Raw genomic sequence first — 22,467 nt, 5'->3', positions numbered from 1 at the left:
GCTGGTTGCTCATGGCACCTCCTAATGGGCCTCATTTTAAGGCTTGGAGATGTCTACGAAACTAGGGGCGATTCACACCCTGCAACGCTCTGGTTTTTGACACTCCATAACCATCGCCTAAGTTTGAAATACAGCTCAGGAAAGCTGTTTTTAAATTAACGATGTTATGGAGTGTCAATTATGCGTACTGCTTTTCTCTCTTCGATTTTCTTTGCCTTGATGGTAGGTGTTTCCAGTGTGGCCCATGCCGCACCTGCGGCCGGAGCAGTTGAACCGGTGGTTGCTGCGCCAGTAGTGCTGGATGCCAAAGTGGTGACGATTAATATCAATACCGCAGATGAGGCTACCCTGCAGCGTGAACTCTCGGGTGTAGGGGCTGTTAAAGCCAAGGCGATCGTGGCTTATCGCGAGGCCAATGGTGATTTTACTTCAGTCGATGAGTTGCTTGAGGTCAAAGGCATAGGCAAGGTTATTCTGGAGAGAAACCGCGACAAGATCGTAATCAGCTAAGCCAGGTAACAGAACGAAAAAAGCCAGTCATAGACTGGCTTTTTTGTGGCTGTCAGCAAGCGTTCAGGCATAAGGCGCTGACGACTTCAATGTACTGCGCGTGACTTCGAAAATCTTCTGTTTCAGTGCATCACTCTCTGCGCCGCGAGCCAGAACCAGTGCGCCTACCAGGGTAGCGAAAATCACGATGCTTTTGTCTTCAGTGTCTGACCCTTGCAGGGTCGCCTGGATCTGTTTGAGCCTGGCATCGATGACATGGTCGGTGGTGACACTTGCCTGGCCCTGTTGGGCCATTTCAGCGGACATGGTCGGCAACGGGCAACCCTCATGGGGGGAGGTCAGATGCCACTCAGACAAGTAAGCATCGATAAATGCGTGCAGGGGGTGGGGCTGGCTGAACAGTTCGGCGCAGATACCGTCAACCTGGTTGGCTGCGTGCTGCAAGGCTTTTTCTACCAGGTCGTTTTTGGATGAAAAATGAGCATAGAAACCACCGTGAGTAAGGCCCAGTGATTTCATCAGGGGTTGCAGGCCTGTGGCGCCAATACCGTGTCGTCGAAAGAGCCCGGATGCTTCTTTAACGATGCGCTGATGGGTTTGGGCTTTATGATCTTGTGAATAGCGCATGACAGGTGTCTCTTTATGCAATGGACCATCATAGCGTCGACCTTCAAACAGATGCAGTGGTTAATCATGCAACTGTTTGTAGGTTTTTCCTCACCGATGCTCATTCCTTGGCATGCAGGCCCTGAGCGCTTGTCTGACTACCTGTCTTTTGATTCCTTGGCGTCCATTTCGGCATTGCGTTCGGCAACACGTTTGCGTTGCTCATCGGTCAGTTCAACTTTATTGGCTGTGTCACGTAGTGTCATCAGGGCGCCTACAATGACACCGATAGCGACGACGAGAATTAACCAGGCATACCAAGGCATAGAGTGTTCTCCGTGTTGAGTGCAGCACAGGGCAGGGGTTGCGCTGTGTGCTGCTGTTTATCCTGTTAAGTGAGTAAGTGTTGATTGCTTTCAGTGTAGGCCGGTTATTCAGTCATGTGCGGTATAAGCTTGGTAAAGACTAAAATCGTGTATTTACGATCATCGGGTGCCGGTAAGCGGCTGGTTCCGCTACAATGCGCGCCGATTTCGACCAGCCTGAGAACCCGCTAATGTCCGACTGCCAGACTCCTATTATCGTCGCCCTGGATTTCCCGACCCGTGACGCCGCATTGAAACTGGCTGATCAGTTGGACCCCAAGCAGTGCCGTGTCAAGGTGGGCAAAGAGCTGTTCACCAGTTGCGCTTCGGAAATCGTCGGTACTTTGCGCGACAAGGGTTTTGAAGTATTTCTGGACCTGAAGTTCCACGATATCCCCAATACCACGGCAATGGCGGTCAAGGCCGCAGCTGAAATGGGCGTATGGATGGTTAACGTTCACTGTTCGGGCGGCTTGCGCATGATGGCCGCTTGCCGCGAAGTACTCGACAAGCGCACCGGCCCGCAGCCGTTGCTGATTGGCGTGACCGTGTTGACCAGCATGGAGCGTGAAGACCTGGCCGGTATTGGCCTGGATATTGAGCCTCAGGAGCAAGTGTTACGCCTGGCAGCCCTGGCCGACAAGGCCGGTATGGATGGCCTGGTGTGTTCGGCCCTGGAGGCGCAAGCGCTGAAGGCCGCGCACCCGGGTCTGCAACTGGTAACCCCGGGGATTCGTCCTGCGGGCAGTGCGCAGGACGATCAGCGTCGTATCCTGACGCCTCGCCAGGCACTGGATGCAGGTTCTGATTATCTGGTAATCGGGCGCCCGATCAGCCAGGCAGTGGATCCGGCCAAGGCACTCGCTGCCGTGGTAGCTGAGCTGGCTTAAGGCTGTTTGCCACCGTTTTGATTCGGCAATCGCGGGCAAGCCCGCGATTGCCGCGCCGCGGTCTGCCTTGACAGGCCGCGGTGCCTGTATTGCGAGCAAGTCCGCTGCCACCTGTATGTGGTGTGTCAGACCTTCAACACCAGCTTGCCGTGATTTTCCCCGCTGAACAGCTTCGCCAGGCTTTCCGGGAAGCTTTCCAGGTCTTCAACAATATGCTCTTTGCTTTTCAACTGGCCCTTGAGCAGCCAGCCCGCCATCTCTTGTCCGGCTGCTGCATAGCGATCGGCATAGTCCATTACCACAAAGCCTTCCATGCGGGCGCGATTGACCAGCAGTGACAAGTAGTTGGCCGGACCTTTAACGGCTTCCTTGTTGTTGTACTGGCTGATGGCTCCGCAGATGATGACCCGCGCCTTGAAATTCAAACGGCTCAATACGGCGTCGAGAATATCGCCGCCCACGTTGTCGAAAAACACATCTACACCCTTGGGGCATTCGCGTTTGAGGCCTGCGAGCATATCTTCGTTCTTGTAGTCGATTACACCGTCAAAGCCGAACTCCTCGACCAGCCGCTTACATTTCTCTTGGCCGCCGGCAATGCCTACCACGCGGCAGCCCTTCAACTTGGCGATTTGCCCGGCAATGCTGCCAACAGCACCCGCTGCGCCGGAAATCACCACGGTGTCTCCTGTTTTCGGTGCGCCGACGTCCAGCAGGGCGAAGTAGGCCGTCATGCCCGTCATGCCCAGTGCGGACAGATACACGGGCAGCGGTACCAGTTTCGGGTCGACCTTGTAGAAACCCCGTGGCTCACCGGTGAAGTAATCCTGCATTCCCAGGGCACCGTTGACGTAATCCCCCACAGCAAAGCCCGGGTGGGCGCTGGCAATCACCTTGCCCACTCCCAGGGCGCGCATCACATCACCCAGCGCTACCGGCGGAATATAGGACTTGCCTTCGTTCATCCAGCCACGCATGGCCGGGTCGAGGGACAAGTATTCATTTTTGACCAGGATCTGGCCGTCCTTGGGCTGTACTACGGGCACTTGCTGGAAGGTGAAGGTATCGCGGGTTGCTGCACCGACTGGACGTTTGGCGAGCAGGAATTGGCGGTTTGTCTGGTCAGTCATTGCTATAACTCTTTAGAGATTGATGGCTGTTGATAGACCTTCTCACGCTACAGGGCAAGTGAATACGCGCTTACGAATAGGTTTTTATCAGTGATGGTGATGGTTGTAGGCAGTCTTTTATCACTCGGATAAATAGGCGGATGGCCGTGCCCGAACGTTTCGGGGGTACAGATGCACTCTGCTGAGGGTTAAGACGATGGGCATGACGTTTACGGGGCAAGTGGCTGTAGTGACAGGGGGCGGGGCCGGTATCGGGAGGGCCACGGCGCTGGCATTTGCCGGCGAGGGTTTGAAGGTGGTGGTGGCCGATCGGGATGTGGCAGCGGGTGAAGACACTGTCGAGCAGATAAGGACTGCGGGCGGCAGTGCTGTTTTCGCAGGCTGCGATGTCACTGTAGAGGCGCAGGTCAGGCAACTGATGGAGCAGACAATCAGCACCTACGGGCGTCTGGACTATGCCTTCAACAATGCCGGGATCGAGATCGAGCATGGTCGCCTGGCCGACGGTACCCTGGATGAGTTCGATGCGATCATGGGGGTAAACGTCAAGGGCGTTTGGCTGTGCATGAAATATCAGCTGCCATTGATGCTGGCCCAAGGTGGCGGGGCGATCGTCAATACTGCCTCGGTGGCCGGACTGGGCGCCGCGCCAAAGATGAGCATTTACTCGGCGTCCAAACATGCGGTGATCGGGCTGACCAAATCGGCAGCCATTGAGTATGCGAAAAAGCATATTCGGGTGAACGCGGTGTGCCCGGCGGTCATCGATACCGATATGTTCCGCCGCGCTTATGAGGTCGACCCGCGCAAGGCTGAATTTGCCGCCGCGATGCACCCGGTGGGGCGTATCGGCACGGTCGAAGAAGTTGCCAGCGCCGTGCTGTACCTGTGCTCGGATGGCGCAGCATTTACCACAGGCCATGCGCTGGCGGTCGATGGCGGGGCACTGGCGATCTGATAGCTCAGCGTGATTTGACGTTCAGGATCATCAGGGTCAGTACGCCCGCAACAATGCCCCAGAAAGCCGAGCCAATTGAAAACAGGGTCATGCCCGATGCGGTGACCATAAAGGTCACCAGGGCAGCTTCACGCTCCCTGGCTTCGCCCATGGCAATACTCAGCCCGTTCATGATCGAGCCGAACAGTGCCAGTGCGGCAATCGACAGCACCAGTTCCTTGGGCAATGAGGCGAACAGGGCGGCCAGGGTGGCGCCGAATATGCCGGCGATGCCATAGAAAATTCCGCACCACACGGCTGCGGTGTAGCGTTTTTTCGGGTCTTCGTGGGCATGGGGGCCGGTGCAGATGGCGGCACTGATGGCTGCCAGGTTGATGCCGTGGGAACCGAAGGGGGCGAGCAGCAAGGAGGCTACCCCGGTGGTGGTGATCAGCGGCGAGGCGGGCACGTCATAGCCATCGGCCCGCAGTACGGCGATGCCCGGCATGTTTTGCGAGGTCATGGCCACCACAAACAGCGGGATGCCGATGCTGATGGTTGCCGCCAGCGAAAAGGACGGCGTGGTCCACACCGGCACGGCCACTTCAAGGGAAAAACCGCTGAAGTCCAGCAGCCCAAGCATGCCCGACAGCAGGGTGCCGATCAGCAGCGCCGCCAGTACGGCGTAGCGGGGTGACAGGCGCTTGACGATCAGGTAGGTGAAAAACATGCCGATCACCAAGCCGGTGCGATGTTGCGCCGCGACGAAGATTTCGCTGCCGATTTTAAACAGGATGCCCGCCAGCAACGCGGCGGCCAGGGATGAGGGGATGCGCTTGACCAGGCGCTCAAAACTGCCGGTGATGCCACAGATGATCACCAGTACCGCGCAGGTGATATAGGCGCCGATGGCCTCGCCGTAACTGACGCCGCCAAGGCTGGTGATCAGCAGTGCCGCCCCCGGTGTGGACCAGGCGATGGTGATCGGTGTGCGATAACGCAAAGACAAGCCTATGCTGCAAACAGCCATGCCGATCGACAGTGCCCAGATCCATGATGAAATCTGCCCGCTGGTAAGTCCCGCTGCCTGACCCGCCTGGAACATCAGGACCAGGGAGCTGGTGTAGCCGGTCATCATGGCGATAAAGCCTGCGACCACCGCCGAGGGCGAGGTGTCTGCCAGTGGATGCAAGCGCGGCTGCGGGGTGTCGGTCATGGAACGGTCTTCCTTGTGTGCTATAGGAGTTCGGGCAGGCGACAAGCCTAAACGTAAAGGTTGCATCTAGTTGCGATACAGCAGGGTTCGTAAACGACCGTACAGTCGTACTGGCACTCTGCTTTGTGTACAATGCGCCCTGTTTTTTGCATTAATTTCTGGTCGGTGACACCCGTTTACGTACTAGCGTAATCCCTTATTCGCCGCCGCTTCCCACACGAGTGCCCATGAACGAACAGTTGCAGCCTCTCAAGAAACAACCCCGCGCTGGCAAGGCCGGCCGCAGTGGAACCCAGGACGATATTGTCTATGCGCATATTTTCGAGGCGATCCTTGAACAGCGTCTGGCGCCTGGCACCAAGTTGAGTGAAGAGGCTCTGGGCGAAATCTTTGGCGTGAGCCGCACCATTATTCGTCGCGCCCTGTCGCGTCTGGCCCATGAAGGGGTTGTGCTGCTGCGCCCTAATCGCGGTGCAGTGGTGGCGAGCCCTAGCGTAGAAGAAGCGCGCCAGGTGTTTCTGGCCCGGCGACTGGTTGAAAAGGCCATTACCGAGCTGGCGGTGGTGCATGCTACGGCTGATGATCTGGCGCAACTGCGCAAGATGGTCCAGGACGAGCGCGACAGTTTTTCGCGGGGCGATCGGGGTGCGGGTATTCGCCTGTCGGGCGAGTTCCACCTGAAGTTGGCCGAAGCGGCGAAGAATGCGCCGCTGATCAGCTTTCAGCGCAGTCTGGTGTCGCAAACGTCGTTGATTATTGCCCAGTACGAGAGCGGCAACCGTTCGCACTGCTCTTATGACGAGCACATGCAATTGATCGATGCCATCGAAGCCCGGGATGCCGGCCAGGCCGTGCACCTGATGATGCATCACATGGATCACATCGACAGCAAGCTCAACCTTGACGAAGAAAGCGCCTCTGACGACTTGCACGCGGTGTTTTCGCACTTGCTGCAAACCAAGGGCAAAAGCCCTCGGCCTGCTGCCAAGCTTTAAGCCTCGGCTGCTCTTGTGGGAGCGGGCTTGCCCGCGATGCAGGCGACGCGGTGCTTCAGTAGAACCGCATCGATAACCTCGCGAGCAAGCCCGCTCCCACAAGGGAAATTATCAGCGCTGATGCACCAGATTGCCTGCCGCATAGGTTTGCTGCACCGTACGGTCATCCCCAAGGGTCATCAATACAAACAGCGTCTCGGCGATGTTTTTTGACTGCTTGAGGCGATAGCTCATCAGTGGCGTAGCGTTGTAGTCCAGTACCAGGAAGTCAGCGTCGCTGCCCGGTTGCAGATTGCCGATCTTGTCTTCCAGGTGCAGTGCTCGCGCCCCGCCCAACGTAGCCAGGTACAACGACTTGAACGGATCGAGGCGTGCACCCTGCAGTTGCATGACCTTGTAGGCTTCGTTCAGGGTGTTGAGCAGCGAGAAGCTGGTACCTGCACCCACGTCTGTGCCCAGCCCCACATTGAGCTTGTGCTTTTCGGCCATCGGCAGGTTGAACAGGCCGCTGCCCAAAAACAGGTTGGAAGTCGGGCAGAACGCCACTGCCGAACCCGTCTCGGCGAGTCGCGCACATTCCTCGTCACACAGATGTACACCGTGGGCAAACACCGAGCGTTCGCCGAGCAACTGGTAGTGGTCGTACACATCCAGATAGCCTTTGCGCTCAGGGAACAGCGACTTGACCCACTCGATTTCCTGAAGGTTCTCGCTGATATGGGTGTGTAGATACACATCCGGGTATTCGCCCAGCAGCTTGCCGGCCAGGGTCAATTGCTCCGGGGTGCTGGTCGGCGCGAAGCGCGGGGTGACGGCGTAATGCAGGCGGCCCTTACCGTGCCAGCGCTCGATCAGTGCCTTGCTTTCGCTGTAGCCGGTTTCGGCGGTATCGGTCAGATAGTCTGGGGCGTTGCGGTCCATCATCACCTTGCCGGCTATCAGACGCAGGTCCAGGTGCTGTGCGGCCTCAAACAGGGCATCCACCGATTGCGGGTGTACGCTGCCGAAGACCAGGGCGGTGGTAGTGCCGTTGCGTAGCAGTTCCTTCAGGAATACGTCAGCAACTTCGTCAGCATGGGCCTTATCGGCGAACTGGTTTTCGCACGGGAAGGTGTAGGTGTTGAGCCAGTCGAGCAGTTGCTCTCCGTAAGCGCCAATCATCCCGGTTTGCGGGAAATGGATATGGGTATCGATAAAGCCGGGGGTGATCAGTGCGTCTTTGTACTCGGTCACAGCAACGTCGGCGGCCAGTGTGCCAAGCAGTTCGCTGGCCGGGCCAACAGCCTTGATCTGGCCGTTGTCGACCACCAGCAAGCCGTCTGCGAAATATTCATAGGAGGCCTCGATCCCGACTTCGGCGGGGTCGGCGATGCTGTGCAAAATGGCGGCGCGATAGGCTTTACAAGTCATGGCAATTCTCAGTGTGTGGCATGGCTGCGTCGTGAAGACGGCAACAATTGTTTAATGGATTCAGATGACGCGCTGTCGGCGCTCGCAGTGTGCTGGCCGAAATGAGTGTTGTAGGTGGCGATGATTTCGCCGGCGATGGAGATCGCGATTTCAACAGGCAATTTGCCTTTGACTTCGCTCAAACCCATCGGGCAACGCATGCGCTGCAAAGGTGAGGCGTCGATACCGCGCTCACGCAGGCGATGTTCGAACTTCACGCGTTTGGTTTTCGAACCAATCAAGCCGAAGTAGGTAAAGTCGTTGCGTTTAAGCAGGGCGGCGCTGAGCTCCAGGTCCAGGGCGTGATTATGCGTCATGACGATGCAGTAGCAACCCGCAGGCAGGGCATCGACTTCATCTACCGGTTCGTCGGTAACGATTTTTTCCACGCCTTGAGGGATAAGTGTCGGGAATTCCTGCTCCCGCGAGTCGATCCAGCGCACCCGGCACGGCAGGCTGGCGAGCAGGGGTACCAGGGCTCGGGCCACGTGCCCTGCGCCAAACACCGCAATCTGAGCCTGCACCTTGCCCATCGGTTCGAACAGCAGCACGGCCACCCCGCCGCAACACTGGCCCAGGCTGGCGCCGAGGCTGAAGCGCTGTAGAAGGGTATCGTGCTTGCCGCTGCTGAGCATCTGACGGGCAATTTCCATTGCCTTGTACTCCAGATGACCGCCACCAATGGTGTCGAAGATTTTATCTGCACAAATGACCATCTTCGAACCGGTATTGCGCGGGGTAGAGCCTTGCTCTTCGATGATGGTCACCAGCACGCAGGGTTCGCCTTGCTGCTGCAACTCGGCCAGGGCACTGATCCAGTTATTCATGCTGATCTCCCGACAGGCTTTTGCGCATTTGCTCACAACCCCACAGCACCCGCTCCGGGGTGGCCGGGGCGTCAATCGCAGGTTGCACGCGGTAGTCGGCCAGGCTCGCCACCGCGTCCTTGATCGCGCACCATGCGGCGATGCCGAGCATAAATGGCGGTTCGCCCACGGCCTTGGAGTGGAACACGGTGTCTTCGGGGTTCTTGCGGTTTTCCACCAGGGTTACGCGCAGGTCCAGCGGCATGTCTGCCACCGCGGGGATCTTGTAGCTGGCCGGGCCGTTGGTCATCAGCTTGCCCTTGGCATTCCACACCAGTTCCTCCATGGTCAGCCAGCCCGCCCCCTGTATATACCCGCCTTCGACCTGGCCGATGTCGATGGCCGGGTTCAGCGAGGCACCGACATCATGGAGGATATCGGTACGCAACATTTTGTATTCGCCGGTCAGGGTGTCGACGATCACCTCGGCGCAGGCGGCGCCAAAGGCAAAGTAATAAAACGGCCGACCACGTGCCTGAGTGCGGTCATAAAAAATCTTCGGGGTTTTGTAGTACCCGGTGCTCGATAACGACACCTGGCCGAAATAGGCCTGCTGGATCAGGCTTTCAAAACTGATGATCTGCTCGCCAGCCTGCACCTGGCCGTTATGGAAGATCACCGCCCGTTGCTCGACCTGATATTTGTCGGCAGCAAATTCAACAAGTCGCTGCTTGATGGTTTCGGCTGCGTTTTGCGCGGCCTTGCCATTGAGGTCGGCACCGCTGGACGCTGCAGTAGGCGAGGTGTTTGGCACTTTGTCAGTGTTGGTTGCGGTGATCTGGATGCGGCTGATATCCACCTGGAACACTTCGGCGACCACCTGCGCGACCTTGATATTCAGGCCCTGGCCCATCTCGGTGCCGCCGTGGTTGAGGTGGATGCTGCCATCGGTATAAATATGGATCAGGGCGCCGGCCTGGTTGAGGAAGCTGGCGGTAAAGGAGATGCCGAATTTGACCGGGGTCAGCGCCAGGCCTTTTTTCAGGATCGGACTGCTGGCGTTGAACGCCTTGATCGCTTCCCGGCGCTCGGTGTACTGGCTGCTGGCCTCAAGGTCGGCGGTCATTTCTTGCAGCAGGTTGTGTTCCACGGTCTGGTAGTAGTGGGTCACGTTGCGTTCGGTTTTGCCGTAGTAATTGGCCTTGCGTACGGCCAGCGGGTCGAGGCCCAGATGGCGGGCGATACGGTCCATGACCTCTTCGATGGCGACCATGCCTTGCGGGCCACCAAAGCCGCGATAGGCCGTGTTGGAAGCCGTGTTGGTTTTACAGCGATAACCATTGATCGTCGCGTCGCCCAGATAATAGGCGTTGTCGGCGTGGAACATGGCGCGGTCGACAATGGAGTTGGACAAGTCCGGCGAACAGCCACAGTTGCCCGCCAGGTCCAGCTGGATGCCCTGCAAGCGGCCGCTGGCGTCGAAACCGACGTCATATTCGATATAAAACGGGTGGCGCTTGCCGGTCATCAGCATGTCTTCGACCCGCGGCAGGCGCATCTTGGTCGGTTGCCCGGTCAGGCGTGCCACCACGGCGCACAGGCAGGCGGGGCTGGCGGCCTGGGTCTCCTTGCCGCCAAAGCCGCCGCCCATGCGGCGCATATCGACAACGATCTTGTTCATTGAAACATCAAGGACTTCTGCCACCAGCTTCTGCACTTCGGTAGGGTTCTGCGTGGAGCAGTAAACGATCATCCCGCCGTCTTCGGTAGGCATGACCGATGAGATCTGGGTCTCGAGGTAAAAGTGCTCCTGCCCGCCAATATGCAGGCTGCCCTGCAGGCGATGTTCGGCCCCGGCCAGTGCGCCGGCAGAGTCGCCGCGTTGATGGGTGTGGGTATCGAGCACAAAGTGCTTCTGGCGCAGGGCCTGAACCACGTCCAGCACCGGCTCCAGGTCTTCGTATTCGATAATGGCAGCCATTGCCGCCTTGCGCGCGGTGTCCAGGTCGCAAGCGGCCACTGCCAGTACGGGCTGGCCGACAAACTCCACCTTGTCGATGGCCAGTAGCGGATCGCCGGGCAGTAGCGGGCCAATGTCCTTCAGACCGGGGATATCTTCGTGGGTGATCACCAGGCGCACGCCTGCGAAGGCGTAGCAGGGCGTGGTGTCGACACGCAGGATTCTGGCGTGGGCGCGGTCGGACAGGCGTGCGAAAAGGTGCAACTGGTTGGGGAATTCCAGGCGGTCATCGATGTACTGCGCTTCGCCGCTGACATGTTTTTCGGCACTGTCATGCTTGACGCTGCGACCCACACCGGTTTTCAAGTCCTGCTGGAAGAGGGCGGCCAGCTCGGCCTGGGTTGGGGCAACCTTGTGATGGTTAGACATAAGCTGTTACCCGCGTCTCGAGATGTGGCGTTTGCAGTTCGATAAAGTATTTGCGTAGCAGGTTCTGCGCACTCAGCAGACGGTATTCCTTGCTGGCGCGAAAGTCCGAGAGCGGGGTGAAGTCGTTTGCCAGTGCAGCGCAGGCGCGCTCGATGCTGGCGCTGTTCCAGTTTGCGCCGAGCAATGCGGCTTCGCAGGCGGCGGCGCGTTTGGCGATGGCCGCCATGCCGCCGAATGCCACGCGGGCACCGGTCACCACGCCGTTGTCGATGTGCAGGTTGAACGCTGCGCACACGGCGCTGATGTCGTCATCCAGGCGCTTGGAGATTTTATAGGCGCGAAATGCATGGCTGGGGTCGGCGCGAGGGATGATGATTTTTTCGATAAATTCGCCTTCCTGGCGTGCCGTCACCCGGTAGTCGATGAAGTAATCCTCGATCGCCAGGGTGCGCAGGGTTTGCCCTTTGCGCAGTACCAGTTGTGCGCCGAGGGCAATCAGCAGCGGTGGCGAGTCGCCAATGGGCGAGGCATTGCCGATGTTGCCGCCCAGGGTGCCCTGATTGCGGATTTGCAGGGAGGCGAAGCGTTGCAGCAATTCGCCGAAGTCCGGGTACTCGGCCTTGAGCGTGCCGTAGGCGTCTGTCAGCGACACCGCCGCGCCGATTTCAATACGGTCATCAAAGCGCTCGATGTGCTTCATTTCGGCCACGTTGCCGACGTAGATCATGACCGGCAGCGGGCGATGAAACTGGGTCACCTCAAGCGCCAGGTCGGTACCGCCGGCCAGCAGGCGGGCCTGGGGTTGGGATTCGTACAGCTGGGCCAGGTCGCTGATGGTCATGGGCAGCAGGCAGCGCTTGTCGCCGCTGTTCAGTTCGCCGGTTTGGGTCGGGGTGATGGTCTTGAGCAGGGCAATGGTCGCGCTCTGGTGTGTATCGAACTGATCCTGTTGTTGCCCGCTGCAAGCCTGTTCGGCAGCCGCCAGAATAGGGCGGTAGCCGGTGCAGCGACAGAGGTTGCCCGCCAGGGCTTCATGGGCCTGATGGCCATCAGGCTGGCCCGTGCTGTTTTTTTGCAGGGCGAACAGTGACATCACAAATCCCGGCGTGCAGAACCCGCACTGTGAGCCGTGGCAGTCGACCATCGCCCGCTGCACGCTGTGCAACTGCCCCTGGTGCTTGAGGTCTTCGATGCTGATCAGTTGCTTGCCGTGCAAAGCCGAGACAAAGGTCAGGCACGAATTGAGGCTGCGATAGCGCAGCCGTTCAAGGCCTTCAGCGTCGGTGTGAAGTTCGCCGACCACAACGGTGCAGGCACCACAGTCTCCGCTGGCGCAACCTTCTTTGGTGCCAGGCTTGTGCAGGTGTTCACGCAGGTAATTGAGCACGGTCAGATTCGGGTCCAGCGTGTGCTCGGTGCGCAGCGTCTGGTTGAGTAGGAACTGGATCACGGAAGGCCTCGCATAATCATTATTGTTGTAACGCGGGATACACTGAATTTAGCTAAAGCTGACTTACGGGTCAAGAAATAGCGGTCAGTGATCCCTGTGATTGATATCCGGGGGATTTATTTGCGGGTTTCGTGCCATATTCAGCCTCCGAGGCTCTGCGCGAGGGCATATCAAGTGCGTTACACTGCGCCGCCTGCACTGATCAAAGATTTTGAAGGTAAAACATGACGTTCAAGGCGCCGGACAGCCTCGTCGAGCAAATCGCTCACCACCTCGCCGAACGCATCATTCGCGGCGAGTTAAAGCCTGGGGAACGCATTCAGGAACAGAAAGTGACGCTGGCGCTGAATGTCAGTCGCGGCTCTGTGCGCGAAGCATTATTGATCCTTGAGCGTCGACATCTGATCGCCATCCTGCCGCGTCGTGGCGCCCATGTGACCGAACTTACGGCGCACAAGGTGCAGAGCCTGTGCACGCTGATGAGCGAAATGTACATCCTGCTCGGCAATGCCGTAGCCCAGCGCTGGGCAGTTCCGGCCGATCTGGGGCCGTTCTTGCAGATCCAGCAGCGCCTGGCCGCCAGCTACGAACGCCAGGACATCAGCACCTTCGTTGAAGACAGCTTCAATGTGATGCGTGCGGCGTACCCGTTCGCCGACAACCCGTATTTGCAGGAAACCGTCGAGAACCTGCACCCGGCCATGAGCCGTGCCTATTACCTGGCACTGGACCAGCGCAAGGCGGAAATGAGCGAGTTCCTGGCGTTGTTTGCGCAGTTGCTCGACGCCGTGCTGGCGCGTGACCTGGCGCAGATTCGCGTGGTGCTGAGCAGCTATGCCCAGCGCAGTTGTGCCCTGGTGCTGTCTGCCTTGACGGTTGCCTGAGCGTGCGCCTGACCTGTATCAAGCTGGCCGGCTTCAAGTCCTTTGTTGACCCGACAACCGTTACCTTTCCAAGCAATATGGCGGCGGTGGTAGGCCCCAACGGCTGTGGCAAGTCCAATATCATCGATGCCGTGCGCTGGGTCATGGGCGAAAGCTCGGCCAAGAACCTGCGCGGCGAGTCGATGACCGACGTTATCTTCAACGGCTCCACCACGCGCAAACCGGTGAGCCAGGCCAGTATCGAACTGGTCTTCGACAACTCCGACGGCACGCTGCTGGGCGAGTATGCGGCCTATGCCGAGATATCGATCCGCCGCAAAGTCACCCGCGACAGCCAGACCACCTATTACCTCAATGGCACCAAGTGCCGTCGTCGTGACATTACCGATATCTTCCTCGGTACGGGGCTGGGGCCGCGCAGCTACTCGATCATCGAGCAGGGCATGATCTCCAAGCTGATCGAGTCCAAGCCTGAAGATCTGCGCAACTTTATCGAAGAGGCGGCGGGCATTTCCAAGTACAAGGAGCGCCGCCGCGAGACTGAAAACCGTATCCGCCGTACCCACGAAAACCTTGCCCGTCTGACTGACCTGCGCGATGAGCTGGGGCGTCAGCTGGAGCGTTTGCACCGCCAGGCCCAGGCCGCCGAGAAATATCAGGAATACAAGGCCGAAGAGCGTCAGCTCAAGGCCCGGCTGTCGGCTCTGCGCTGGCAGGCCCTGAATGAGCAGGTGGGGCAGCGCGAAGCGGTCATCGGTAATCAGGAAGTCAGTTTCGAAGCCCTGGTGGCCGAGCAGCGCAATGCCGATGCCAGCATCGAACGCCTGCGTGACGGGCACCATGATCTGTCAGAGCGCTTCAATCTGGTGCAGGGGCGCTTCTATTCGGTAGGGGGCGATATTGCCCGGGTCGAGCAGAGCATTCAGCATGGCCAGCAACGTTTGCGCCAGTTGCAGGATGACCTGCGCGAAGCCGAGCGCTCGCGCCTGGAAACCGAATCCCATCTGGGGCATGACCGCACCTTGCTGGCGACTCTGGCTGAAGAGCTGCACATGCTTGAGCCCGAGCAGGAACTGACCAGCGCGGCCGCCGAAGAGGCTGCCGCTACTCTGGAAGTGGCCGAGCAGACCATGCATGGCTGGCAGGAACAGTGGGACATTTTCAACCTTCGCTCGGCCGAGCCGCAGCGCCAGTCCGAAGTGCTGCAAGCCCGTATCCAGCAGCTGGAAACCAGTATGGAGCGCGTGGCGGAACGTCAGCGCCGTCTGGCTGAAGAGCGTGCCTTGCTGGCCGCAGACCCTGAAGATGCGGCCATTCTGGAGCTCAGTGAGCAACTGGCCAGCAGCGAAATGGCCCACGAAGAGCTGCAGGCCAGTGAGCAGCAACTGGTCGAGCAGCTCGAGCAAGTGCGTCACGACTTGCAACAGGCCACGCAGAACCAGCAGCAGGCCCAGGGCGAGCTGCAGCGCCTCAACGGTCGTCTGGCATCGCTGGAGGCCTTGCAGCAGGCTGCGCTTGATCCGGGTACCGGTACTGGCGAATGGTTGCGCGATCAGCAGCTTGCCGAGCAGCCACGACTGGCAGAAGGCCTGCGCGTAGAGGCTGGCTGGGAGCTGGCGGTAGAGACCGTGTTGGGGGCTGATTTGCAGGCCGTACTGGTCGAGGATTTTGCCCTGCTGGATCTGGCAGGGTTTGCCCAGGGTGATTTGCGCCTGTTCAGTGATGCAGGGCAGGCCCCTCGCTTGGCGGGCAGCCTGCTGGACAAGGTCACGGCCGATTTTGATCTGGCGCCGTGGCTGGGCCAGGTCAAACCGGTCGAAACACTGGAGCAGGCACTGGCCTTGCGTGCTCAACTGGCCGAGGGCCAGAGCCTGATCAGCCGTGATGGCTATTGGGTCGGGCGCAACTTCCTGCGGGTGCGCCGCGCCAGTGAAGCCGAAAGCGGGGTGCTGGCCCGGGGCCAGGAAATCCAGCGCCTGGGGCTTGAGTGCGAAGAGCGTGAAGCCACCCTGGCGGCCCTGGAGGAACAACTACAAAGCATGCGTGAGCAACAGCGTATGCAGGAAGACTCTCGTGAGCAGCTTCGCCGTCGCTTGCAGGATGAAGCTCGCCACCAGGGTGAGATCAAGGCCAAGCTCTCCGCCAGCAAGGCCAAGGTCGAGCAATTGACCTTGCGCCGCCGCCGTCTGGACGAAGAACTGGCCGAGTTGGGTGAGCAGCGCGCCCTGGAGCATGAGCAGGTAGGGGAGGCGCGCCTGCTGTTGCAGGATGCCCTGGATGCCATGGCCACCGATACCGGGCAGCGCGAGCTGTTGCTGGCCCGTCGCGACAGTCTGCGCGAGCAGTTGGACCGGGTGCGTCAGGATGCTCGACAACATAAAGACCACGCCCACCAGTTGGCTGTCCGCCTGGGGTCGCTCAAGGCGCAGCATGATTCCACCCGCCAGGCTCTTGAGCGCCTGGAAATGCAGGCCGAGCGCCTGGCTGAAAAGCGCGAACAGCTGACCCTCAATCTGGAGGAGGGCGAAGCGCCGCTGGAAGAGTTGCGCCTCAAGCTTGAAGAGTTGCTCGACAAGCGCCTGAGCGTGGATGAAGAACTCAAGATTGCCCAGACCGCGCTCGAAGATGCCGATCGCGAATTGCGCGATGCCGAAAAACGCCGCAATCAGGCTGAGCAACAATCGCAATTGATTCGTGGCCAGCTCGAACAGCAGCGCATGGAGTGGCAGGCCTTGAGCGTGCGTCGTACTGCGTTGCAGGATCAGTTGCTGGCCGATGGCTATGACCTGCACGGGGTGCTGGCCACCCTCGATGCCGAGGTCAACGAGCAGCAGGCCGAAGAAGAGCTGGAACGTATCGCTGCGCGAATTCAGCGCCTGGGCGCGATCAACCTTGCAGCCATTGATGAGTATCAGCAGCAGTCGGAGCGCAAGCGCTATCTGGATGCTCAGGATGCCGATCTGGTCGAGGCACTCGATACCCTGGAAAACGTCATCCGCAAGATCGACAAAGAGACCCGCAGCCGCTTCAAGGACACCTTTGATCAGATAAATGGTGGATTACAGGCACTTTTCCCAAAAGTTTTCGGTGGCGGCAGCGCTTATTTGGAACTGACGGGCGAAGATCTACTCGATACAGGGGTGACCATCATGGCGCGTCCGCCGGGCAAGAAGAACAGCACGATCCATTTGCTGTCTGGTGGCGAGAAAGCCTTGACGGCCCTGGCGCTGGTTTTTGCCATTTTCAAGCTCAACCCGGCGCCGTTTTGCATGCTCGACGAAGTCGATGCACCGCTTGATGACGCTAACGTAGGCCGCTATGCACGCTTGGTAAAGGAGATGTCGCAGACCGTGCAATTTATCTATATCACTCACAACAAGATCGCCATGGAGATGGCGGATCAGTTGATGGGGGTGACGATGCATGAGCCGGGCTGTTCACGTCTTGTAGCGGTTGATGTTGAGGAGGCAATGGCAATGGTCGATGCTTGAGCTATAAGCATGTAGGACGATTTTTTTCTTCTTGTAAGAAAAATTTCAAGCATTTGACCGATATGACGTGTAGGTCGAAGGCAGCATGGGCCTAGCTCAATGCGACAGACGGTGTAAAGTTATCTTTGGTCGTGTTAATTTAATGTCTAATTTTTTTGTACGTGGGTAAAACGCCATTCAGAACATAGAGTTGGCGCCACGTTTTAAAGGGCTTTAGGCTCTTCTTCATAGAATCATTTTTTAGGGGCAAGGGATTACATGGAAATCGGTCTGCGCGAATGGCTGATAGTCATCGGCATAGTGGTAATCGCCGGTATTCTTTTTGATGGCTGGCGCCGCATGCGTGGTGGCAAAGGCAAGCTCAAGTTTCGACTTGATCGCAGTTTTTCCAATGCCCCTGACGACGAGCACAGCCCTGAGTTGTTGGGCCCGTCACGGGTGCTGGATACGCCAACCCATAAAGAGCCGCAACTTGATGAGCACGACTTGCCATCGGTCAGCATGCCTGCACGGGACAAAGGTGCCAAGCGCGGCAAGCGTGGCGGTGAGCCGAGCCAGGGTGACCTGAACCTTGATCTTGAACTGGATGAAGGCCCGAGCATCAGCGCCCGTGATGATGATCATGTAGCGCCAGTCAAGCCGGCGCGTGGTCGTGCCAAGCCGAGCGTAGCGGACGTTGAAGTCAAGGAGCCTGCACCGCAGCAGGCCGCCGAAGAAGTGCTGGTGATCAGCGTGATCAGCCGTGACCCGGCAGGCTTCAAAGGCCCGGCACTGTTGCAGAACATCCTCGAAAGCGGTTTGCGTTTTGGCGAGATGGATATTTTCCATCGCCACGAAAGCATGGCCGGTAATGGCGAAGTGCTGTTCTCCATGGCCAATGCGGTGAAACCGGGTGTATTCGACCTGGATGATATTGACCTGTTCAGTACGCCAGCTGTCAGCTTTTTCCTTGGTTTGCCCGGCCCGCGCCATCCCAAGCAGGCTTTTGATGTGATGGTTGCCGCTGCACGCAAGCTGTCCCAGGAGCTCAATGGTGAGCTTAAAGATGACCAGCGCAGTGTGTTGACGGCCCAGACTATCGAGCATTACCGCCAGCGCATCGTTGAATTCGAGCGTCGTGCCCTGACTCAAAAACGCTGAACATGTGGGGGCGGCTTGCCTGCTCCACCCACATGCAACATGAATAACACAAGGAGCAGCCTCGGCTGCTCTTTTGCTTTGTGAGAGAACACCCCATGACCGCCGCCAATACCCGCATTCTAGAGCTGCGCGCTGAACTGGATCAGCATAATTACCGCTACCATGTACTCGACGAGCCAAGCATTCCGGACGCCGAGTACGATCGCCTGTTCCGCGAGCTGAAGGCCCTGGAGGCCGAACATCCTGAGCTGGTGACCGCCGACTCGCCCACTCAGCGCGTTGGCAGCGCAGCCTTGTCTGCCTTTACTCAGGTGCGTCACGAAGTGCCCATGCTGAGCCTGGGTAACGCATTCGATGAAACCGATATGCGCGAATTCGATCGCCGTGTCAGCGAGGGCCTGGATCTGCCCGCGGGCGATCTGTTTGGTGGCGGCGCTGAAGTTGAATACAGCTGTGAGCCCAAGCTGGACGGGCTGGCAGTCAGCTTGTTGTACCGGGATGGCAGCCTGGTGCGTGGTGCCACGCGGGGTGATGGCACTACCGGTGAAGACATCAGCGTCAACGTACGCACCGTGCGTAATATTCCGCTCAAGCTGCATGGCAGCGGCTGGCCAGCGGTGCTGGAAGTGCGTGGCGAAGTGTTTATGTCCAAGGCCGGCTTTGAGCGTCTTAATGAGTCTCAGCTGGCTGCTGGCGGCAAGACCTTTGCCAATCCGCGCAACGCAGCGGCGGGCAGCTTGCGTCAGCTGGATTCGAAGATCACGGCCAGCCGCCCGCTGGAATTTTGCTGCTACGGTCTGGGGCAGGTCTCTGAAGAGTTTTCGGACACCCATATCGGCAACCTCAAACAATTGCAGCAATGGGGCATGCCCATCAGTCATGAGCTGAAGCTGGCAAAGGGGATTGCCGAGTGCCTGGACTATTACCGTGATATCGGTGAGCGTCGTGCTTCCTTGCCCTACGAGATCGACGGAGTGGTGTTCAAGGTCAACAGCCTGGCGTCGCAGCGCGAGCTGGGCTTTCGTGCGCGTGAACCGCGCTGGGCCATCGCGCACAAGTTTCCGGCCATGGAGGAACTGACCGAGTTGCTGGATGTTGAGTTTCAGGTCGGACGCACCGGTGCAGTAACGCCCGTGGCGCGTCTCAAACCGGTCAAGGTGGCCGGGGTGACCGTATCCAATGCCACCCTGCACAATATGGATGAAGTGGCGCGGCTGGGCCTGATGATTGGCGATACCGTGATTATTCGCCGTGCTGGTGATGTTATCCCGCAGGTTGTGCAGGTGGTGCTGGAGCGTCGCCCTGAAGATGCCCGGCCGGTGCAGATCCCTGAAAGCTGTCCGGTGTGCGGCTCCCACGTTGAGCGCACGCAGCTGATCAAGCGCAGCAAGGGCCGTGAAACCGTCAGCGAAGGTGCGGTGTACCGCTGTGTCGGCCGGCTGGCCTGTGGTGCCCAGCTTAAACAGGCGATCATTCATTTTGTTTCGCGCCGGGCGATGGACATTGAAGGCCTGGGGGAAAAAAGTGTCGAGCAGTTGGTCGATGAGGGCCTGGTGAGTTCGCCGGCAGACCTCTATACCCTGCAGTTCGAGCAGATCGTCGATCTCGAAGGCTTTGCCGAGCTGTCGAGCAAGAACTTGCTGCAGGCCATCGCCGACAGCAAGCGTCCGACGTTGGCGCGTTTTATCTACGCATTGGGCATTCCTGATGTGGGCGAAGAGACTGCCAAGGTGCTGGCGCGTTCATTGGCCTCCCTGGAGCGTGTGCAGCGGGCGTTGCCGCAAGTGCTTACCTACCTGCCGGACGTGGGCCTGGAAGTGGCGCACGAGATTCATAGTTTCTTCAGTGACGCACACAACCAGCAAGTGATTGATCAACTGCTGGAGCGTGGTCTTGAGTTGCAGGATCAAGGTGAGCTGGGTGCCGAGTTTGCCGCCAGCACAACCTTGGGCGGGTTGATCGACAAGTTGCATATTCCTTCGGTGGGGCCGGGCGGGGCGCAAAAACTGGCCGACAGGTTTGGCTCCCTTGAAGGGGTGATCACTGCAGACTGGCTCGATATGCGCCAGGCCTTACCGGAAAAACAGGCCAAGGCGGTACGCGAGTTCTTCGATAACCCTGAAAATGCCCGTATGGCGCTGGCAATCGAAGCGCAACTGCGTGATTTCGGCATGCACTGGCACAGCGAGAAAAAGGCCGTGGAAGGTTTGCCGCTGGCAGGCCAGACCTGGGTGTTGACCGGCTCGCTGGAATTAATGAGTCGCGATGTGGCCAAGGACAAGCTGGAAAGTCTGGGGGCCAAGGTTTCGGGCTCGGTGTCGGGCAAGACCCATTGCGTCGTAGCGGGGCCGGGAGCAGGCTCCAAGCTGGCCAAGGCCAACGAGCTGGGGCTCAAGGTGCTGGATGAAGAAGCCTTTGTCGCGTTTTTGAGCGAACAGGGTATTTCGATTCCGTAATGGCTGTGGCAGCGGGCTTGCTCGCGATGCAGGTAACGCGGTGTCTCAGTTGAGCCGCGCAGAAGCCATCGCGAGCAAGCCCGCTCCCACAAATGACCTGTACCGGGTTGCGAGGCGGTGTTTCAACCCGAATCCAAGTGCTTGAGCCCATTCATTTTTTTATTCTTGCCGCAGCGGTTGTAAGTTTTTCTCAGACAGGTACAATGGCGCCGTTCGCTGCTAAGCGGATGTTGTTATGGTGACCCTATCGGTCCCCCCGCAACGATTACCCGTGAACCTGGTCAGATCCGGAAGGAAGCAGCCACAGCGGGAACATTGTGTGCCGGGGTGTGGCTGGTGGGGTTGCCTCCATTTTAAACCCGCAGTTCTGTCGGGTTCGAACCAAACTCCAAATCTTGCAGTCAAGCCTTGTTCGACGGTCAAAAGACCGGGCGATGATTTTCTGTGCGTGGGTAAAAAGGTCTATGCCAAGGCTGTGCGCAGTTAAACGTGCGCATCGGATGCAATTTTGCCCTTGCTCCGCTAGCATTAGCCCCCTCCGCTTTTCTGACGCGACGGTTATCAATGAGTTATCAGGTTCTTGCACGTAAATGGCGTCCGCGCTCGTTCCGCGAAATGGTCGGCCAGACCCATGTGCTCAAGGCTCTGATCAATGCCCTGGACAGTCAGCGCCTGCACCACGCTTACCTTTTCACCGGTACCCGTGGCGTCGGCAAGACCACCATTGCGCGGATCATCGCCAAATGCCTGAACTGTGAAACAGGTATCACCTCGACTCCCTGTGGCGAGTGCTCCGTGTGCCGTGAAATCGATGAAGGGCGCTTTGTCGACCTGATCGAAATCGACGCCGCCAGCCGCACCAAGGTCGAGGACACCCGCGAACTGCTCGACAACGTGCAGTACGCGCCGAGCCGCGGGCGCTTCAAGGTCTACCTGATCGACGAAGTGCACATGCTCTCCAGCCATTCGTTCAATGCGCTGCTCAAGACCCTTGAAGAGCCGCCGCCTTACGTCAAGTTCATCCTCGCGACCACCGACCCGCAGAAATTGCCGGCCACGATCCTGTCGCGCTGCCTGCAGTTTTCGCTGAAGAACATGACACCCGAGCGCGTGGTCGAGCATTTGACCCACGTTCTCAGTGTCGAAAACGTGCCGTTTGAAGATGATGCGCTGTGGCTGCTCGGTCGCGCCGCCGATGGCTCGATGCGTGATGCCATGAGCCTCACCGATCAGGCCATTGCCTTCGGTGAGGGCAAGGTACTGGCGGGTGATGTGCGGGCGATGCTTGGTACGCTGGATCACGGTCAGGTGTTCGACCTGTTGCACGCCTTGATCGAAGGTGATGCCAGGGCCATGCTCGAGGCCGTTCGCCATCTGGCCGAGCAGGGCCCGGACTGGAATGGCGTGCTGTCCGAGATCCTCAACGTCTTCCATCGCGTGGCCATTGCCCAGGCGTTGCCTGAAGGTGTCGATAATGGTCACGGCGACCGCGATCGCGTCTTGGCCCTGGCCAAGGCGTTGCCTGCCGAAGATGTGCAATTTTATTACCAGATGGGCCTGATTGGCCGGCGCGATTTGCCGCTGGCGCCAGACCCCCGTGGTGGCTTTGAAATGGTCCTGCTGCGAATGCTGGCCTTCCGCCCGGCAGACACCGGCAACGCGCCGAGTCAGCCGCTAAAGCCAGTGGGGATCAGCCAGGCCACAGTTGATTCCGCCCCAACCGTGGCGGCCACGTCCCCTGTCGAGCCAGTGC

General features: G+C 58.8%; 17 protein-coding genes and 1 other RNA gene. 10 read left to right on the top strand and 8 right to left on the bottom strand.

Annotated elements, in window-relative coordinates; translation table 11 throughout:
- Positions 1-180 precede the first annotated feature (180 nt).
- Positions 181-510 carry a helix-hairpin-helix domain-containing protein gene (locus tag GHO03_RS18215; RefSeq protein WP_095002782.1) on the top strand — a complete coding sequence of 110 codons (330 nt, stop codon included), beginning with the start codon at positions 181-183 and terminating at the stop codon, positions 508-510.
- A gap of 63 nt (positions 511-573) precedes the next feature.
- On the opposite strand, the gene GHO03_RS18210 is transcribed toward GHO03_RS18215, so the two are convergent.
- Complete coding sequence (locus GHO03_RS18210; RefSeq protein WP_095002781.1) at positions 574-1,137, bottom strand: TetR/AcrR family transcriptional regulator; 564 nt, start codon at positions 1,135-1,137, stop codon at positions 574-576.
- A gap of 137 nt (positions 1,138-1,274) precedes the next feature.
- Positions 1,275-1,442 carry a DUF2897 family protein gene (locus GHO03_RS18205; RefSeq protein ID WP_095002780.1) on the bottom strand — a complete coding sequence of 56 codons (168 nt, stop codon included), beginning with the start codon at positions 1,440-1,442 and terminating at the stop codon, positions 1,275-1,277.
- Positions 1,443-1,672: 230 nt separating this feature from the next.
- On the opposite strand from GHO03_RS18205, the gene pyrF reads away from it, so the two are divergent.
- Positions 1,673-2,371 carry an orotidine-5'-phosphate decarboxylase gene (gene pyrF / locus GHO03_RS18200; RefSeq protein WP_165446498.1) on the top strand — a complete coding sequence of 233 codons (699 nt, stop codon included), beginning with the start codon at positions 1,673-1,675 and terminating at the stop codon, positions 2,369-2,371.
- Positions 2,372-2,496: 125 nt separating this feature from the next.
- Here pyrF and GHO03_RS18195 read toward each other — a convergent pair whose 3' ends face one another.
- A complete protein-coding gene (locus tag GHO03_RS18195) occupies positions 2,497-3,501 on the bottom strand; it encodes an NADP-dependent oxidoreductase (RefSeq protein WP_153400290.1) in 1,005 nt (334 codons plus the stop codon).
- 196 nt (positions 3,502-3,697) lie between these two features.
- Here GHO03_RS18195 and GHO03_RS18190 point away from each other — a divergent pair, with 196 nt between their 5' ends.
- Positions 3,698-4,459: an SDR family oxidoreductase gene (locus GHO03_RS18190; protein ID WP_095020227.1), complete on the top strand. Its 762-nt coding sequence runs from the start codon at positions 3,698-3,700 to the stop codon at positions 4,457-4,459.
- A 4-nt stretch (positions 4,460-4,463) separates the two neighbouring features.
- Here the strand turns inward: GHO03_RS18190 and GHO03_RS18185 are convergent, their stop codons facing one another.
- The gene (locus tag GHO03_RS18185) at positions 4,464-5,654 is read right to left on the bottom strand and encodes a benzoate/H(+) symporter BenE family transporter (RefSeq protein ID WP_130871732.1); all 1,191 of its coding nucleotides are present in this window, start codon (positions 5,652-5,654) and stop codon (positions 4,464-4,466) included.
- Positions 5,655-5,881: 227 nt separating this feature from the next.
- On the opposite strand from GHO03_RS18185, the gene GHO03_RS18180 reads away from it, so the two are divergent.
- Positions 5,882-6,649 (top strand): GntR family transcriptional regulator, encoded by a 768-nt coding sequence (locus tag GHO03_RS18180; RefSeq protein WP_095002775.1) that lies wholly within the window; start codon positions 5,882-5,884, stop codon positions 6,647-6,649.
- Between the two features lie 111 nt (positions 6,650-6,760).
- Here GHO03_RS18180 and guaD read toward each other — a convergent pair whose 3' ends face one another.
- From guaD to xdhA, 4 genes are read right to left on the bottom strand one after another with little or no spacing between them, the layout of a single operon-like run.
- Positions 6,761-8,059 (bottom strand): guanine deaminase, encoded by a 1,299-nt coding sequence (gene guaD, locus GHO03_RS18175; RefSeq protein ID WP_153380564.1) that lies wholly within the window; start codon positions 8,057-8,059, stop codon positions 6,761-6,763.
- Between the two features lie 8 nt (positions 8,060-8,067).
- On the bottom strand, positions 8,068-8,925 hold the full coding sequence (gene xdhC / locus GHO03_RS18170; protein ID WP_095020224.1) for a xanthine dehydrogenase accessory protein XdhC: 858 nt from the start codon (positions 8,923-8,925) through the stop codon (positions 8,068-8,070).
- Positions 8,918-11,293 (bottom strand): xanthine dehydrogenase molybdopterin binding subunit, encoded by a 2,376-nt coding sequence (gene xdhB / locus GHO03_RS18165; protein WP_153400289.1) that lies wholly within the window; start codon positions 11,291-11,293, stop codon positions 8,918-8,920. The genes xdhC and xdhB overlap by 8 nt, the downstream gene beginning before the upstream one ends.
- The gene (gene xdhA, locus GHO03_RS18160) at positions 11,286-12,743 is read right to left on the bottom strand and encodes a xanthine dehydrogenase small subunit (protein ID WP_178102635.1); all 1,458 of its coding nucleotides are present in this window, start codon (positions 12,741-12,743) and stop codon (positions 11,286-11,288) included. The genes xdhB and xdhA overlap by 8 nt, the downstream gene beginning before the upstream one ends.
- A gap of 224 nt (positions 12,744-12,967) precedes the next feature.
- Between xdhA and GHO03_RS18155 the strand changes: the two genes are divergently transcribed.
- The 6 genes from GHO03_RS18155 to dnaX form a co-directional block, all read left to right on the top strand.
- Positions 12,968-13,627 (top strand): GntR family transcriptional regulator, encoded by a 660-nt coding sequence (locus GHO03_RS18155; RefSeq protein WP_153400288.1) that lies wholly within the window; start codon positions 12,968-12,970, stop codon positions 13,625-13,627.
- 2 nt (positions 13,628-13,629) lie between these two features.
- On the top strand, positions 13,630-17,118 hold the full coding sequence (smc, locus tag GHO03_RS18150; protein ID WP_095020220.1) for a chromosome segregation protein SMC: 3,489 nt from the start codon (positions 13,630-13,632) through the stop codon (positions 17,116-17,118).
- Between the two features lie 258 nt (positions 17,119-17,376).
- On the top strand, positions 17,377-18,258 hold the full coding sequence (gene zipA / locus GHO03_RS18145; protein ID WP_095002768.1) for a cell division protein ZipA: 882 nt from the start codon (positions 17,377-17,379) through the stop codon (positions 18,256-18,258).
- A gap of 95 nt (positions 18,259-18,353) precedes the next feature.
- The gene (ligA, locus tag GHO03_RS18140; protein WP_095002767.1) at positions 18,354-20,714 is read left to right on the top strand and encodes an NAD-dependent DNA ligase LigA; all 2,361 of its coding nucleotides are present in this window, start codon (positions 18,354-18,356) and stop codon (positions 20,712-20,714) included.
- Between the two features lie 245 nt (positions 20,715-20,959).
- Positions 20,960-21,056, top strand: an RNA gene (gene ffs, locus GHO03_RS18135) — signal recognition particle sRNA small type.
- 222 nt (positions 21,057-21,278) lie between these two features.
- Positions 21,279-22,467 (top strand): DNA polymerase III subunit gamma/tau (gene dnaX / locus GHO03_RS18130; RefSeq protein ID WP_153400287.1); only part of this gene is annotated, 1,189 nt, incomplete at its 3' end.

This window comes from Pseudomonas sp. FSL R10-1339 (assembly GCF_009600545.1).
Lineage (GTDB): Bacteria > Pseudomonadota > Gammaproteobacteria > Pseudomonadales > Pseudomonadaceae > Aquipseudomonas > Aquipseudomonas bubulae.
This window is presented reverse-complemented; position numbering and strand designations above follow the sequence as displayed.

What these genes read in the sequence shown, in the direction of transcription:
- xdhC (WP_095020224.1), bottom strand. Translation starts at nt 8,925, where the DNA reads ATGAATAACTGGATCAGTGCCCTGGCCGAGTTGCAGCAGCAAGGCGAA.
- GHO03_RS18210 (WP_095002781.1), bottom strand. Translation starts at nt 1,137, where the DNA reads ATGCGCTATTCACAAGATCATAAAGCCCAAACCCATCAGCGCATCGTT.
- GHO03_RS18185 (WP_130871732.1), bottom strand. Translation starts at nt 5,654, where the DNA reads ATGACCGACACCCCGCAGCCGCGCTTGCATCCACTGGCAGACACCTCG.
- zipA (WP_095002768.1), top strand. Translation starts at nt 17,377, where the DNA reads ATGGAAATCGGTCTGCGCGAATGGCTGATAGTCATCGGCATAGTGGTA.
- GHO03_RS18180 (WP_095002775.1), top strand. Translation starts at nt 5,882, where the DNA reads ATGAACGAACAGTTGCAGCCTCTCAAGAAACAACCCCGCGCTGGCAAG.
- GHO03_RS18195 (WP_153400290.1), bottom strand. Translation starts at nt 3,501, where the DNA reads ATGACTGACCAGACAAACCGCCAATTCCTGCTCGCCAAACGTCCAGTC.
- ligA (WP_095002767.1), top strand. Translation starts at nt 18,354, where the DNA reads ATGACCGCCGCCAATACCCGCATTCTAGAGCTGCGCGCTGAACTGGAT.
- guaD (WP_153380564.1), bottom strand. Translation starts at nt 8,059, where the DNA reads ATGACTTGTAAAGCCTATCGCGCCGCCATTTTGCACAGCATCGCCGAC.
- GHO03_RS18155 (WP_153400288.1), top strand. Translation starts at nt 12,968, where the DNA reads ATGACGTTCAAGGCGCCGGACAGCCTCGTCGAGCAAATCGCTCACCAC.
- GHO03_RS18205 (WP_095002780.1), bottom strand. Translation starts at nt 1,442, where the DNA reads ATGCCTTGGTATGCCTGGTTAATTCTCGTCGTCGCTATCGGTGTCATT.
- GHO03_RS18190 (WP_095020227.1), top strand. Translation starts at nt 3,698, where the DNA reads ATGGGCATGACGTTTACGGGGCAAGTGGCTGTAGTGACAGGGGGCGGG.
- pyrF (WP_165446498.1), top strand. Translation starts at nt 1,673, where the DNA reads ATGTCCGACTGCCAGACTCCTATTATCGTCGCCCTGGATTTCCCGACC.
- xdhB (WP_153400289.1), bottom strand. Translation starts at nt 11,293, where the DNA reads ATGTCTAACCATCACAAGGTTGCCCCAACCCAGGCCGAGCTGGCCGCC.
- GHO03_RS18215 (WP_095002782.1), top strand. Translation starts at nt 181, where the DNA reads ATGCGTACTGCTTTTCTCTCTTCGATTTTCTTTGCCTTGATGGTAGGT.